The 14,142-nt window shown below is 64.6% G+C and carries 9 protein-coding genes; 1 reads left to right on the top strand and 8 read right to left on the bottom strand.

The window, feature by feature from the left end:
• Positions 1-16 precede the first annotated feature (16 nt).
• The 7 genes from infB to ACYVH8_RS15820 all read right to left on the bottom strand — a co-directional run bounded on the left by infB (position 17) and on the right by ACYVH8_RS15820 (position 10,929).
• Positions 17-2,872 carry a translation initiation factor IF-2 gene (infB, locus tag ACYVH8_RS15850; protein ID WP_460489776.1) on the bottom strand — a complete coding sequence of 952 codons (2,856 nt, stop codon included), beginning with the start codon at positions 2,870-2,872 and terminating at the stop codon, positions 17-19.
• 72 nt (positions 2,873-2,944) lie between these two features.
• Positions 2,945-4,450 (bottom strand): transcription termination factor NusA, encoded by a 1,506-nt coding sequence (gene nusA, locus ACYVH8_RS15845; protein WP_460489775.1) that lies wholly within the window; start codon positions 4,448-4,450, stop codon positions 2,945-2,947.
• 20 nt (positions 4,451-4,470) lie between these two features.
• Complete coding sequence (rimP, locus tag ACYVH8_RS15840) at positions 4,471-5,058, bottom strand: ribosome maturation factor RimP (RefSeq protein ID WP_460489774.1); 588 nt, start codon at positions 5,056-5,058, stop codon at positions 4,471-4,473.
• 151 nt (positions 5,059-5,209) lie between these two features.
• Positions 5,210-6,883: an ABC transporter ATP-binding protein gene (locus ACYVH8_RS15835; protein ID WP_460489773.1), complete on the bottom strand. Its 1,674-nt coding sequence runs from the start codon at positions 6,881-6,883 to the stop codon at positions 5,210-5,212.
• Entirely contained in the window at positions 6,880-7,914 is a 1,035-nt protein-coding gene (locus ACYVH8_RS15830) for an ABC transporter permease (protein WP_460489772.1), read from the bottom strand. The genes ACYVH8_RS15835 and ACYVH8_RS15830 overlap by 4 nt, the downstream gene beginning before the upstream one ends.
• Before the next feature lie 117 nt (positions 7,915-8,031).
• Positions 8,032-9,066, bottom strand: coding sequence for a microcin C ABC transporter permease YejB (locus ACYVH8_RS15825; RefSeq protein WP_460489771.1), 1,035 nt, complete (start codon positions 9,064-9,066; stop codon positions 8,032-8,034).
• A gap of 3 nt (positions 9,067-9,069) precedes the next feature.
• Positions 9,070-10,929: an extracellular solute-binding protein gene (locus ACYVH8_RS15820; protein WP_460489844.1), complete on the bottom strand. Its 1,860-nt coding sequence runs from the start codon at positions 10,927-10,929 to the stop codon at positions 9,070-9,072.
• A gap of 57 nt (positions 10,930-10,986) precedes the next feature.
• Here ACYVH8_RS15820 and fabI point away from each other — a divergent pair, with 57 nt between their 5' ends.
• Positions 10,987-11,781 (top strand): enoyl-ACP reductase FabI, encoded by a 795-nt coding sequence (fabI, locus tag ACYVH8_RS15815; protein WP_460489770.1) that lies wholly within the window; start codon positions 10,987-10,989, stop codon positions 11,779-11,781.
• Positions 11,782-11,849: 68 nt separating this feature from the next.
• Here fabI and ACYVH8_RS15810 read toward each other — a convergent pair whose 3' ends face one another.
• Positions 11,850-14,126, bottom strand: a complete 2,277-nt coding sequence (locus ACYVH8_RS15810; RefSeq protein WP_460489769.1) for an Orn/Lys/Arg family decarboxylase — start codon at positions 14,124-14,126, stop codon at positions 11,850-11,852.
• Positions 14,127-14,142 lie beyond the last annotated feature (16 nt).

The following is a 14,142-nucleotide window of genomic DNA, read 5'->3' as shown; positions in this document are numbered from 1 at the left end:
ATCGCGCGCGGCGCGGTCATAGTGTGCGAGCAATCTCCTTGACTTCGAAGAATTCGAGCTGATCATTTTCCTTGATGTCGTTGTAGTTCTTGAGCTTGATACCGCACTCGAAGCCTTCCTTGACCTCGCGCACATCGTCCTTGAGGCGCTTGAGCGAATCGAGTTCGCCGGTGTAGATGACCACGTTGTCGCGCAGCAGGCGGAAATGCGCCGTGCGGTTGACGAAACCGGCGGTGACCATGCAGCCGGCCACCGTGCCGATCTTGGAAGCCACGAAGACGGTGCGGATCTCGGCCATGCCAATGACCTCTTCCCGCTTCTCAGGCGCCAGCATGCCCGACATGGCCGCCTTCAACTCATCGACGGCGTCGTAGATGATGTTGTAGTAGCGGATCTCCACGTCATTGCCTTCGGCCAGCTTGCGCGCGCCGGCATCGGCACGGGTGTTGAAGCCGATGATGAGCGCCTTGGAGGCGATGGCCAGGTTGACGTCGGATTCGCTGATGCCGCCCACAGCGGCGTAGACCAGCTGCACCTTGACCTCGTCGGTCGAAAGCTTGAGCAACGAGGCGGCCAGCGCTTCCTGCGAGCCCTGCACGTCGGCCTTGACAATGATGGGAACCATCTTCACCTCGCCGGCAGCCATGTCGGTGAACATGTTCTCCAGCTTGGCAGCCTGCTGTTTGGCCAGCTTGGTGTTGCGGAACTTGCCGGCACGGTAGGTCGCGATCTCGCGGGCACGGCGCTCGTCGGACAGCACCATGAACTCGTCACCGGCCTGCGGCACCTCGGTCAGGCCCTGGATTTCCACCGGAATGGAGGGCCCCGCCGACTTGATCGGCTTGCCGTTTTCGTCCAGCATGGCGCGCACACGGCCATAGGTCTGGCCGGCCAGCACCACATCGCCGGTCTTGAGCGTGCCGGTCTGCACCAGCACGGTGGCCACCGGGCCGCGGCCCTTGTCCAGCTTGGCCTCGATCACCAGACCCTTGGCCATGGCGTCGATCGGGGCCTTGAGCTCCAGCACCTCTGCCTGCAACAGCACCTGCTCCAGCAGGGCATCGATGCCCTGGCCGGTCTTGGCCGACACGGGCACAAAGGGAGAATCACCGCCAAATTCCTCGGGCACCACCTCTTCCACCACCAGTTCCTGCTTGACGCGGTCCGGGTTGGCATCGGGTTTGTCGATCTTGTTGATGGCGACAACGATGGGAACCCCCGCCGCCTTGGCGTGCTTGATGGCTTCCCGGGTCTGCGGCATGACGCCGTCGTCGGCAGCCACCACCAGAATCACGATGTCGGTCGCCTGGGCGCCACGGGCACGCATGGCAGTGAAGGCCTCGTGGCCCGGGGTGTCCAGGAAGGAGATCATGCCGCGCGGCGTTTCCACGTGGTAGGCGCCGATGTGCTGCGTGATGCCGCCGGCTTCGCCCGCGGCCACCTTGGCACGGCGGATGTAGTCCAGCAAAGAGGTCTTGCCGTGGTCGACGTGGCCCATGACGGTCACGACCGGCGCGCGCGACAGCGCCTCGCCATGCTGCTCGGACACCTCTTCCTCGGTAAAGGCTTCCGGGTCGTCCAGCGCCGCGGTCACGGCCTTGTGGCCCATTTCCTCGACCACGATCATGGCCGTGTCCTGGTCCAGCGGCTGGTTGATGGTGACCATCTGGCCCATCTTCATCAGCGCCTTGATCACCTCGGAGGCCTTGACCGACATCTTGTGCGCCAGTTCGGCCACGGTGATGGTCTCGGGCACGTGCACTTCGATGATGCGGGCTTCGGCCGGCGCGGCCTGGGACTGGTGGTCGTCACGGTCGTGGCCACGCTTGCCCTTGGGGCCGCTGCGCCAGCTGCTGCGGCCCACGCCGCCGCTGCTGTCGCCGCGCGTCGGGATGGCCTTCTTCTTGGCCGGGTCACCGGCCCAGCTGCTCGATAGCTTGGCTGACTTGATTTCCTTGCCGGCGCCGGCAGGTGCTGCGACCGCGCTACCGGCCGGCTTGGCAGGTTTGGCGACCGTGCTGCCGGCCGCTGGCTTATGCAGGGTGCCCTTGATGGCAACCTTCGGCTCTTCCTTCTTGGGCGGCGGTGGCGGCGCCTTCTTGACCGGCGTCGCCATCATGGAGCGGATGGCTGCCGCTTCTGCCTCGGCCTTGCGGCGGCGGTCATTCAAGTCCAGCGCACGTGCGGCCTCTTCGTCGGTGCGCGCCTTGGATTCGGCAGCGGCTTTCTCGCGCGCCTCAGCCTGTGCCGCAGCACGCGCGGCGGCGGCATCGACAGCTTCGGCACTGGCCTCTGACTTGCTCGCCGAGGCCTGAACCTTTTTCTCGTCTTCCGTGGCAGCGTAGCTGGCGGCGCGTTCTTCGGCTTCGCGCTCGCGCTTTTCGCTCTCCTCGCGCTGTCGACGCTTCTCCGCCAAGTCTTCTTCCTGGCGGCGGATCAGCTCGGCCTGACGACGCGCTTCTTCCTCGCGGCGCATGAGTTCGGCGTTGTCAACGGCGGGAGCCGGCGGAATTGCCACCGGGGCTTCCTCAACCGGCTCGACCGCGCCAGCCTCGACCACATCGCTGCCATCCTCGCGACGCACAAAAGTGCGCTTCTTGCGCACCTCGACCTGGATGGTGCGGGCCTTGCCGCTGGCGTCGGCCTGCTTGATCTCGCTGGTCGACTTCTTGGTCAGGGTGATCTTCTTGCGCTCGGCCGTGGCCGTGCCGTGGCTGGCCTGCAGGAAACCCAGCAGGCGCTGCTTGTCGGCATCGGTCAGGGTGTCGGCTTCAGACGTCTTGGCCACGCCTGCGGCCTTGAGCTGCTCAAGCAGGGTATCGGTTGACTTCTTGAGTTCGGTTGCAAACTCGGCGACGGTCGTACTGGACATTTGTGGTGGGACCTTTAGCTACGGCACAACAAGCCCGGCGGGCAATGGCTGGCCTTTACTGAACTTATATATTCATGACAATGACTCTTGAGAAGCGGCTTCATTGGTGAACCAATGCTCGCGCGCCTTCATGATGAGTGCCTTGGCTTCGTCCTCGGACTGGCCGGTGATCTCGGTGAGCTCGTCGACCGCCAGGTCGGCCAGATCGTCCAGCGTGTGCACGCCGCCATCGGCCAGCTTGGCGATCAGCTCGGACGTCAGGCCCTGCAGATCGCGCAGGTCCTGAGAGACTTCCTCGACGCTTTCCTCGCGGGCGATTTCCATCGTCAGCAGTGCATCCTTGGCGCGCGCGCGCAGCTCGTTGACGGTGTCCTCGTCGAAGCTCTCGATCTCCAGCATTTCCTGCAGCGGCACGTAGGCCACTTCTTCCAGGCTGGTGAAACCCTCGGTGATCAGGATGTCGGCGATCTCCTCGTCCACATCGAGCTTTTCCATGAACAGCTTACGCAGCGAGCCGGTCTCGGTGGCCTGCTTCTCGGCCGACTCGGCCGCGTCCATGATGTTGATCTTCCAGCCGGTCAGATCGGAGGCCAGGCGCACGTTCTGGCCGCCGCGGCCGATGGCGATGGCGAGGTTTTCCTCGTCCACCACCACGTCCATGGCGTGCTTTTCCTCGTCCACCACGATGGACTGCACATTGGCCGGCGCCAGGGCGCCGATCACGAACTGGGCCGGGTCCTCGCTCCACAGCACGATGTCCACACGCTCGCCGGCGAGCTCGTTGGTCACGGCGTTGACGCGGGTGCCGCGCACACCGACGCAGGTGCCGATGGGATCGACGCGCTTGTCGTGCGAGACCACGGCGATCTTGGCGCGCGAACCGGCGTCACGGGCGCAGCTCTTGATCTCCAGCAGGCCCTGTTCGATCTCGGGCACTTCCTGGCGGAACAGCTCGATCATGAACTCGGGGGCCGAACGCGACAGGATGATGGGTGCGCCGCGCAGCGTCAGGTCCACCTCCATGATCATGGCGCGCACGCGGTCGCCGGTGCGCAGGTTTTCCTTGGGAATCATTTCGCCGCGGCGCAGGCGGCCTTCGACCCGGCCGCTCTCCACGATGATGTCGCCCTTGTCCATGCGCTTGACGGTGCCCACGAAGATCTTCTCGCCGCGCGACATGAAGTCGTTGAGCAGCATCTCGCGCTCGGCGTCGCGGATCTTCTGCAGGATAACCTGCTTGGCCGCCATGGCGCCGATGCGGCCGATGGGCACGGACTCGACGGCTTCCTCGATGTACTCATCGACCTCGATATCGGGGATCTGCTCCTTGGCTTCGAACAGCAGGATTTCCTGGTCGGGCAGTTGCAGGCCGGCTTCGTCGGGGACGACGTGCCAGCGGCGGAAGGTCTCGTAGACGCCGCTGTCGCGGTCGATGGCCACGCGGATGTCCACGTCGCCCTCGAACAGCTTTTTGGTGGCTTGCGCCAGGGCGGACTCGACTGCGCCAAAGACCACGTCGCGTTCGACGTTCTTTTCGCGGGAAATGGCTTCCACCAGCATCAACAGTTCGCGATTCATGCCTCTAACCTCCAATACCCTCAAAGACCCGTGGCCCCAGCTAAGCGTTCGCTGCGGCCCTTGAAACTCACGATAGGCGCCAGACGCGCCTCGCGCAACTCGTCCAGCGTGAAACCCAGCGCCTGCAGGGGCGCCGGTTCACGCTTCTTGCTCACCTTCTGACCCGGCTTGGGCTGCGGCGCGTCGCTCCAGACGATCTGCCAGCCCGTGCTGCCGTCGGCAGCGGGCACGCGCTCGAGCGTGCCGCGGAATTTCTTGCGGCTGGCGCTGACCTGGCCGGCTGCCGCCGCGCCCATGGGCGCCTTCAGCGTGATGTCGACCACCTGGCCGGTAAAACGCTCGAAATCCTTTTCATGGCGCAGCGGGCGATCGATCCCCGGCGAGGACACCTCGAGTCGCTTGTACTCGATGCCCTCGACTTCCAGGGTGTACTGCAGCTGGCGTGTCACCTTTTCGCAGTCTTCTACGTTCACAAAACGCTCGCCAGCCTGCGGATCCCAGGGCAGGTCGATCGTCACGCGCAGCAGCCCCCCGGCGGAGCGCTCGATCTCCACCAAGTCGTAACCAAAACCGGTCACGGTCTGCTCGACGATTTGCTGCAGTGTCAACGTTGCCCTTCCCTGGCCGTCAAAAAGCGTTCGACCATAAAAAAAGGGCGGTTGCTAATCCGCCCGTTTGGTCGAGAATTGCGGCATTGTACCCGAAATACGGGATTAGAGCCTTGATTTTCAAGGCGATTTCGATGCGGACGGGCCGATCTCAGGCTGCGGCCTGCACCAGCGACCGGGTATAGGGATGGGCCGGGGCGTCCAGCAGGGTCGAAACCGGTCCTGACTCGACGATTTCCCCGTTTTTCATGACCAGCACCTCGTGCGCCATGGCCCGGATCACGTCCACGTCATGGGTGATCAGCAGGTAGCTCAGCCCCCTCTCCCGCTGCAGGCGCTGCAGCAGCAGCAAGACCTGCTTCTGAATGGTCACGTCCAGCGCGCTGGTGGGCTCGTCCAGCACGATCAGGCGCGGTTCGACGATCAGCGCGCGGGCGACGGCCAGGCGCTGGCGCTGGCCACCGGAGAACTCGTGCGGGTAACGCTGCAGCAGGCCGGGAAACTGATTCTCGGTCAAGCCCACCTCCTCCAGCGCCCGTTCGACCTTGGTCTTACGCTCATCTTTTGATAGCAAATGCGCGTGAATCGTCAAGCCCTCCCCCACAATTTCCTCGACCGTCAGGCGCGGCGACAGCGAAGAAAACGGGTCCTGGAACACCACTTGCACCATGCGGCGCAGCGGCTTGTCCAGGGCCGGCCGACGCTGCCAGGCCCGGCCATCCACCCGCAGTTCCCCCCGGCAAGGCAGCAGGCCCAGGGCGGCCAGGGCCAGGGTGGACTTGCCCGAGCCCGATTCGCCGATCACCCCCAGGGTGTGACCGGGCGGCACGGTGAAATCTGCGCCCTGAACGGCCACGAACTCGCCGCGGCGGAACCAGCCGCGCAGGCCGGGGATGGGCACGGGATAGGCTACGCGCAGACCGCGCGCCTGCATGAGGGGCGGGGCACCCGCCGGGGCCTCCTGCACATCGCGCACCGGCCGGCTGTCGATCAGGCTGCGCGTGTAGGGATGCTGCGGGTTGGCAAAGACCTGGGCCACGGGCCCCTGCTCCACGATCTGGCCCGCTTCCATCACGATCACCCGGCTGGCAAAACGCCGCACCAGATTGAGGTCATGCGTGATCATCAGCACCGCCATGCCGTGTTTCTGCTGCAAGCCGTCCAGCAGGTCCAGGATCTGGCCGCGCAGGGCCACGTCGAGCGCCGTGGTCGGCTCGTCGGCCAGTAGCAATTTGGGCTGACAAGCCAGGGCCATGGCGATCATGGCGCGCTGGCGCTGGCCGCCACTGAGCTGGTGCGGGTAGGCGGACACGCGCTGCGCGGGCTCGGGAATGCCCGTGTCGGCCAGCAGTTCGGTGGCCCGTGCCAGGGCTGCGCCGCGCCCCAGGCCCAGCTTGATCTGCAGCACCTCGCTGATCTGGTCGCCGATGGTGTACAGGGGGTTGAGCGCCGTCATGGGCTCCTGGAAGATCATGGCGATGTCTCGGCCGCGGATACCGCGCAACTTGCGCTCAGGAAGGGCCAGCAGGTCCGCAGTGCCATCGCTGCCAGCGAATGGCGCCGTGCCACTGACACCCGCCTCGGGCAGCAGGCGCAGGAGGCTGAGCGCCGTGACAGTCTTGCCCGAGCCGGACTCGCCCACCAGGGCCACCTTCTCGCCGGGCGCGATCTGGAAGTCGATGCCACGCACCACCTCCTTGCCGCCAAAGGCGACCCTCAGATCGTTCACGTCGAGCAGAGAGGCAATCTCCGTTCGCCCTGAGCTTGTCGAAGGGCTCGCGGGGTCTTCGACAGGCTCAGACCCAACGGATGGCTTGTGATTCATCGGTCCGCCTTTCGCGGGTCCAGCGCGTCGCGCAGCGCATCACCCATGAAGGTCAGCAGCAGCAGGGTGATGACCAGCACGCCGAAGGTGGACAGGGAAATCCACCAGGCGTCGATATTGTTCTTGCCCTGGGCCAGCAGTTCACCCAGCGAAGGTGTGCCCGGCGGCACGCCCAGGCCCAGGAAATCCAGCGAAGTCAGCGCCAGAATGGCCGCACTCATGCGGAAAGGCAGGAAGGTCACCACCGGCGTCAGGCTGTTGGGCAGGATATGGCGCCAGATGATCTGCGCATTGGACAGGCCCATGGCGCGCGCCGCGCGCACGTAATCGAGTTGGCGGTTACGCAGGAACTCGGCGCGCACGTAGTCGGACAGGCCCATCCAGCCGAAGAGGCTGAGCAGAATGAGCAGCAGCGAAATGCTGGGGTCGAACATGGCCGAGAAGATGATGAGCAGATAGAGCTCGGGCATGGAGCCCCAGATTTCGATGAAACGCTGGAAACCCAGGTCGATCTTGCCGCCGAAGTAACCCTGCACGGCCCCGGTGATCACGCCCAGCAGAACGCCGATGATGGTCAACACCAGCGCGAACAGCACCGAGATACGGAAACCGTAGAGCAGGCGCGCGACCACGTCGCGCCCACGGTCGTCCGTTCCCAGCCAGTTGTCGCGCGAGGGCGCCGAAGGGTTCGGCTCCTTGGCGAAGTAGTTGATGGTGCTGTGGTGATAGGGGTTGGGCGGGTACAGCGCGAAGTTGCCGGGCTGGGCAAACTGCTGCTGGATATAGGGGTCCAGGTAGTCGGTCGGTGTGGCGAAGTCGCCGCCAAAGGTCGTCTCCGGCACGTTGTGCAGGATGGGCAGGTACCACTGGCCGTGGTGACGAGCGATAAGCGGCTTGTCGTTGGAAATGAGTTCGGCGCCCAGGCTCAGCGCGAAAAGAACGCAGAAGATCAGCAGGCTCCAGTAGCCCAGACGGTTGCGCCGGAAGCGCTGCCAAGCGCGCCGGGATGGGGAAAGAGAAATGGCACTCATGCAGCCAATCCCCGCGAACGGCATGACTCAGTCGAGAAACGCCGTGGCCCGGCAACGCCTAAGCCACTGGCGTTGCCCCCCTGGGGGGGGAGGCCGCCGGAGGCGGCAACGGGGGGGTTAGTCAAATTTGACACGAGGATCGACCCAGACGTAGCAGAGGTCGGAGATCAGCTTGGTCACCAGGCCGATCAGCGTGAACAGATAAAGCGTGCCCAGCACCACCGGGTAGTCGCGCCGCATCACCGACTCATAGGACAGCAGGCCCAGGCCGTCGAGCGAGAACAGGGTCTCGATCAGCAGGGAGCCCGTGAAAAAAGCGCCGATGAAGGCCGCAGGAAAGCCCGTGACGATGGGGATCAACGCGTTGCGGAACACGTGCGTCCACAGCACGCGGCTCTCGCCCAGGCCCTTGGCGCGGGCCGTCAGCACGTATTGCTTGCGGATTTCCTCAAGGAAGGCGTTCTTGGTCAGCATGGTGGTCACGGCAAAGGCGCCCAGCACGCTGGCCGTGACCGGCAGGGTGATGTGCCAGAGATAGTCCGCGATCTTCGCGCCCCAGCTCAGGGTGTCCCAGTTGCTCGACGTCAGGCCGCGCAGGGGGAACCACTGCAGTTGACCGCCGAAGACCACCAGCAGCGCAACCCCCAGCACGAAACCGGGGATGGCATAGCCCACCAGCACGATGAGGCTGGTCAGCGTGTCGAAACGCGTGCCGGCGCGCACGGCCTTGCTGATGCCCAGGGGAATCGAGATGAGGTAGCTCAGGAAGAAAGTCCACAGCCCCAGACTGATGGAGACTGGCAGCTTGTCCTTGACCAGCTCCCACACGCTCTTGGGATAAAAGAAGCTCTTGCCCAGGTCGAAACGCGCGTACTGGCCCAGCATCTGCCAGAAACGCTCATGGGTCGGCTTGTCAAAACCGTAGAGGGTGCGGATCTCGGCGATGCGTGCTGCATCCACCCCCTGGCGACCACGGTAGCCCGCACCACCGGCGGCAGCGCCCTCCCCGCCGGTATCGCGGCCCTGCAGCTGGGCCACCATCTGCTCCACCGGGCCGCCCGGCACGAACTGGATGACGACAAAGGTCAGCAGCAGGATGCCGAAGAGGGTGGGGATCATGAGCAGCAGGCGCTTGAGGATGTAGGCCGCCATGGCTTATTTCCCTCCCCCGTTCGCGGTCCGGCTGGCGGCCAGGTTGCCCGGACTGGCCCACCAGACGGAGGTGACCCAGGCCTCGGGCTGGTAATAGCGAGGCATCACGGCCGGCTGCTCGAAGCGGCCGGCGCGCCAGGCCACGCGAAACACGCCGCTGTACCAGTGCGGCACGGTGTAATGACCATGGCGCAGCACACGGTCCAGCGCGCGCACCCTGGCCACCAGCTGCGGCCGGGTCTGGGCCGAAATCACCTGGTCCAGCAGGGCATCCACCGCCGGGCTCTTGAGGCCGATCACATTGCTCGACCCCTCGGTGTCGGCGGCCTTGGAGCCGTAACGCTCCAGCAGTTCGGCGCCTGGCGCCTCGCTGCCTATCATGCGGTTGCTGATGATATCGAAGTCAAACACGTCCATGCGCTTTTGCAGGATGGCGAAGTCGATCACCTTGTAGTTGACCTGCATGCCCAGCTTCTCGAGGTTGCGCGCGTAGGGCGTGACCACACGGCCCATGGAGCCGGAGTTGTCGAGGAACTCGATGATGAAGGGTTCGCCCTTCGCATTGCGCAGGGCGCCGTCGCGGTAGGTCCAGCCGGCGGCGGCCAGCAGGTCGCGCGCATGGCGCAGGTTGTCGCGCAGGGTCTGGCCCGAGGCCGGATCCAGGCTGGTGTAGGGCGGCAAGGGCGCCGCCTCGGTGTACACCTCGGACGGCAGCAGGCGGCGCAGCGGCGCCAGCACGGCCAGTTCCTCGGGCGTGGGCTTGCCTCTGGCCTCGAAGTCGCTGCCAACGAAATAACCACGCACCCGGGTATAGGCGTTGTAGAAGAGCTGGCGGTTCATCCACTCAAAGTCCATGGCCAGGGCGATGGCCTGGCGCACGCGCACGTCCTTGAACTTGTCGCGCCGCAGATTGAACAGAAAGCCCTGGAAATCGCCGGCATTGCCGTGCTGCAGCTCTTTCTTGATCAACTCGCCGCGTTCGAACTGCTTGCCGGTGTAGGCGCGCGCCCATTCGCGCGCGATGAAGGCCTGGATGTAATCGAACTCCCCCGCCTTGAAAGCTTCCAGCTGGGCCGTGTTGTCCTTGTAGATCTTGTAGGTGATGCGGTCGAAGTTGAACATCCCGCGTCGCACGTTGAGGTCCTTTGCCCAGTAGGCCGGATCTCGCTCGTAGCTGATGTCCTTGCCGAAATTGACCTTGCCTATCCTGTAGGGGCCGGAACCGATAGGCAGGTCGGTAACGATCTGGTCCAGCGGTTTGAGCTTGCCATTCTCCAGGCCCCATTTGCGGCTGAAGACCGGCAGGCTGCCGGCAATCAGCGGCAACTCGGCATTCACGCGCTTGAAATCAAAACGCACCTGGCGCTCGCCCAGCACCGTGACGCCCCTGATCTCGCCGAAGATGGTGCGGAACTGCGGCGCCGCTTCCCTGGACACCAGCCGGTCAAAGGAATGCTTGACGTCGGCCGCCAGCACCGGGTCGCCGTTGTGGAAGCGCGCCAGGGGGTTGAGGGTGAAGACGGCGGAGAGGCGGTCCTTGGCCAAGGTCACGTCCTGGGCCAGCAGGCCATAGGCCGTGGTCGGCTCGTCAAAAGTACCGGTGAGCAGGGTCTCGAAGACCAGACCATTCAAGCCCGGCGGCGCGCTGCCCTTGAGCGTGTAGGGGTTGTACTTGTCGAAGTTGGAGAGGCGGGTCGGCGGCACCAGGGTGATGTCTCCACCCTTGGGAGCGGCCGGGTTCACGTAATCGAAATGCGCAAAACCTGCCGGGTACTTGATGTCGCCAAACTGGGCATAGGCATGGGCAGCCCAGACCGGCACTGCCGAAAACAGCGAAACCAGGCCCAGCAGGAAACAACGCATCCGCATGCGACAATTCTGCACAGAATTTTTACTTCCTCAGGCCAACCGAGAAAAAATATGGGATTCCTCACCGGCAAGAAATTTCTGATCACCGGCGTGCTGAGCAACCGCTCCATCGCCTACGGCATCGCCAAGGCCTGCCATGGACAGGGGGCCGAGCTGGCCTTCAGCTATGTGGGTGAACGTTTCAAGGACCGTATCACCGAGTTCGCCGCCGACTTCAACTCCAAGCTGGTCTTCGACTGCGACGTCGGTGACGACGCCCAGATCGAGCAGCTCTTCAAGGACCTCTCGGCCCACTGGCCCCAGTTCGACGGTTTTGTGCACAGCATCGGCTTCGCTCCGCGTGAAGCCATTGCCGGCAACTTCCTGGACGGCCTGACGCGCGAGAACTTCCGCATCGCCCACGACATCAGCGCCTACAGCTTCCCGGCCATGGCCAAGGCCGCCCTGCCCTATCTCAAGGACAAGTCGGCCCTGCTGACCCTGAGCTACCTGGGCGCCCTGCGGGCCATCCCCAACTACAACACCATGGGCCTGGCCAAGGCCAGCCTGGAGGCCTCGGTGCGCTACCTGGCCGAAGCCGTGGGCAAGCTGCCCGATGGCCGCAGCATGCGCGCCAATGGCATCAGCGCCGGCCCGATCAAGACCCTGGCCGCCAGCGGCATCAAGGACTTCTCCAAGCTGCTGGGTGTGGTGGCCAACGCCTCGCCGATCCGCCGCAACGTCACCATCGAGGACGTGGGCCATGTGGCCGCCTTCCTGCTGAGCGACCTGGCCGGCGGCGTGACCGCCGAGATCACCTATGTGGACGGCGGCTTCAGCCAGACCGCCGTGGCCATCGTCGAATAAGCTGCCCCGCCTCCATGAAAAACGCCCCGCAACGCGGGGCGTTTTCTTTGCGGCAGGCCAGCGCCGCTTCAGGTCCGCACGCAGTCGGCGTAGTAATGCTTCCTGCCGTCCGGGCCGGCCTCCTCCACCAGGCCGTGGATGTCGGTCTCGAAGCCCGGGCACTGGCTGTTGAACTCGCGCGCGAACTTGAGGTAGTCCACGATCTTCCTGTTGAAGACCTCGCCCGGGATCAGCAGCGGGATGCCCGGAGGGTAGGGAGTCACCAGTCCCACGGTGATGCGGCCTTCCAGCTGGTCGATCTCCACGCGTTCGGTCTTGCGGTGGGCGATGTGCGCGTAGGCGTCGCTGGGGTTCATGGCCGGCGTCAGGTCGCTCAGGTACATCTCGGTGGTCAGGCGCGCGATGTCGTATTTGGCGTACGTCTCATGGATGAACTGGCAGAGGTCGCGCAGGCCCATGCGTTCGTAGCGCGGCTGCTTCTTGCAGAAGTCCGGCATGACGCGCCACATGGGCTGGTTCTTGTCGTAGTCGTCCTTGAACTGCTGCAGCGCGGTCAGCAGGGTGTTCCAGCGGCCCTTGGTGATGCCGATGGTGAACATGATGAAGAAGCTGTAGAGGCCGGTCTTCTCCACCACCACGCCGTGCTCGGCCAGGTACTTGGTCACGATGGAGGCCGGCAGGCCGGTCTTGTCGAACTTGCCGTCCAGGTTCAGGCCGGGCGTGACGATGGTGGACTTGATCGGGTCCAGCATGTTGAAGCCGTCGGCCAGCTGGCCGAAGCCGTGCCACTTGCTGCCGTTCTTGGTGCTGCGGCCATCGCTGCGGATGATCCAGTCCTCGGCGCTGCCGATGCCCTCTTCCGTCAGCTTCTCCGGGCCCCAGACCTTGAACCACCAGTCCTTGCCGTATTCCTCGTCCACCTTGCGCATGGCGCGGCGGAAGTTGAGCGACTCGAGAATGCTTTCCTCCACCAGCGCGGTGCCGCCGGGCGGCTCCATCATGGCGGCGGCCACATCGCAGCTGGCGATGATGCTGTACTGCGGGCTGGTGCTGGTGTGCATCAGGTAGGCCTCGTTGAAGAGGTGGTGGTCCAGCTTGGTGTTCTCGGCATCCTGCACCAGCACGTGGCTGGCCTGGCTGATGCCGGCCAGCAGCTTGTGGATCGACTGGGTGGCATAGACCATGGAGTGCTTCGGCCGCCCGCGCTTCTTGCCCATGGCGTGGTAGCGGCCATAAAAGGGGTGGAAGGCCGCGTGCGGCAGCCAGGCCTCGTCGAAATGCAGGTTGTCGACGTAGCCGTCGAGCAGGGTCTTGATGGTCTCGGTGTTGTAGAGCACGCCGTCGTAGGTGGACTGCGTGAGTGTCAGCACGCGCGGCTTGACCTTCTTCGGGTCCACGCCCTTGAGCAGGGGATTGGCCTTGATCTTGGCCTGGATCGCCGCCGGTTCGAACTCGCTCTGCGGGATCGGGCCGATGATGCCGAAGTGGTTGCGCGTGGGCTTGAGGAAGACCGGGATGGCCCCGGTCATGATGATGGCGTGCAGGATGGACTTGTGGCAGTTGCGATCGACCACCACCACGTCGCCCGGCGCCACCGTGTGGTGCCAGACCATCTTGTTCGAGGTGCTGGTGCCGTTGGTGACGAAATAGCAGTGGTCGGCGTTGAAGATGCGCGCAGCATTGCGCTCGCTCTCGCCGATGGCGCCGTCGTGGTCCAGCAGCTGGCCCAGCTCTTCGACCGCGTTGCAGACGTCGGCGCGCAGCATGTTCTCGCCGTAGAACTGGTGGTACATCTGGCCCACCGGGCTCTTGAGGAAGGCCACGCCGCCCGAGTGCCCCGGGCAGTGCCAGGAGTAGGAGCCGTCCTCGGCATAGTCCAGCAGGGCCTTGAAGAAGGGCGGCTGGATCCCCTCGAGGTAGCTCTTGGCCTCGCGGATGATGTGGCGCGCCATGAACTCGGGCGTGTCCTCGTACATGTGGATGAAACCGTGCAGCTCGCGCAGGATGTCGTTGGGCAGGTGGCGGCTGGTCTTGGTCTCGCCGTACACGTAGATGGGTACGTCGGCGTTCTTGCGACGCACTTCCTCGATAAAGGTGCGCAGGTTCAGCACGGCCGGGTCCAGGTCCGGTCCGGGCGTGAACTCCTCGTCGTCGATCGACAGGATGAAGGCGCTGGCGCGCGACTGCTGCTGGGCGAACTGCGAGAGGTCGCCGTAGCTGGTCACCCCCAGCACTTCGAAGCCCTCGGCCTCGATGGCCTGCGCCATGGCCCGGATGCCCAGGCCCGAGGTATTCTCGGAGCGGAAGTCTTCGTCGATGATGACGATGGGAAAGCGAAACTTCATGGACGATGGACTCCAG

It is taken from the genome of Curvibacter fontanus (assembly GCF_054780335.1).
This window is presented reverse-complemented; position numbering and strand designations above follow the sequence as displayed.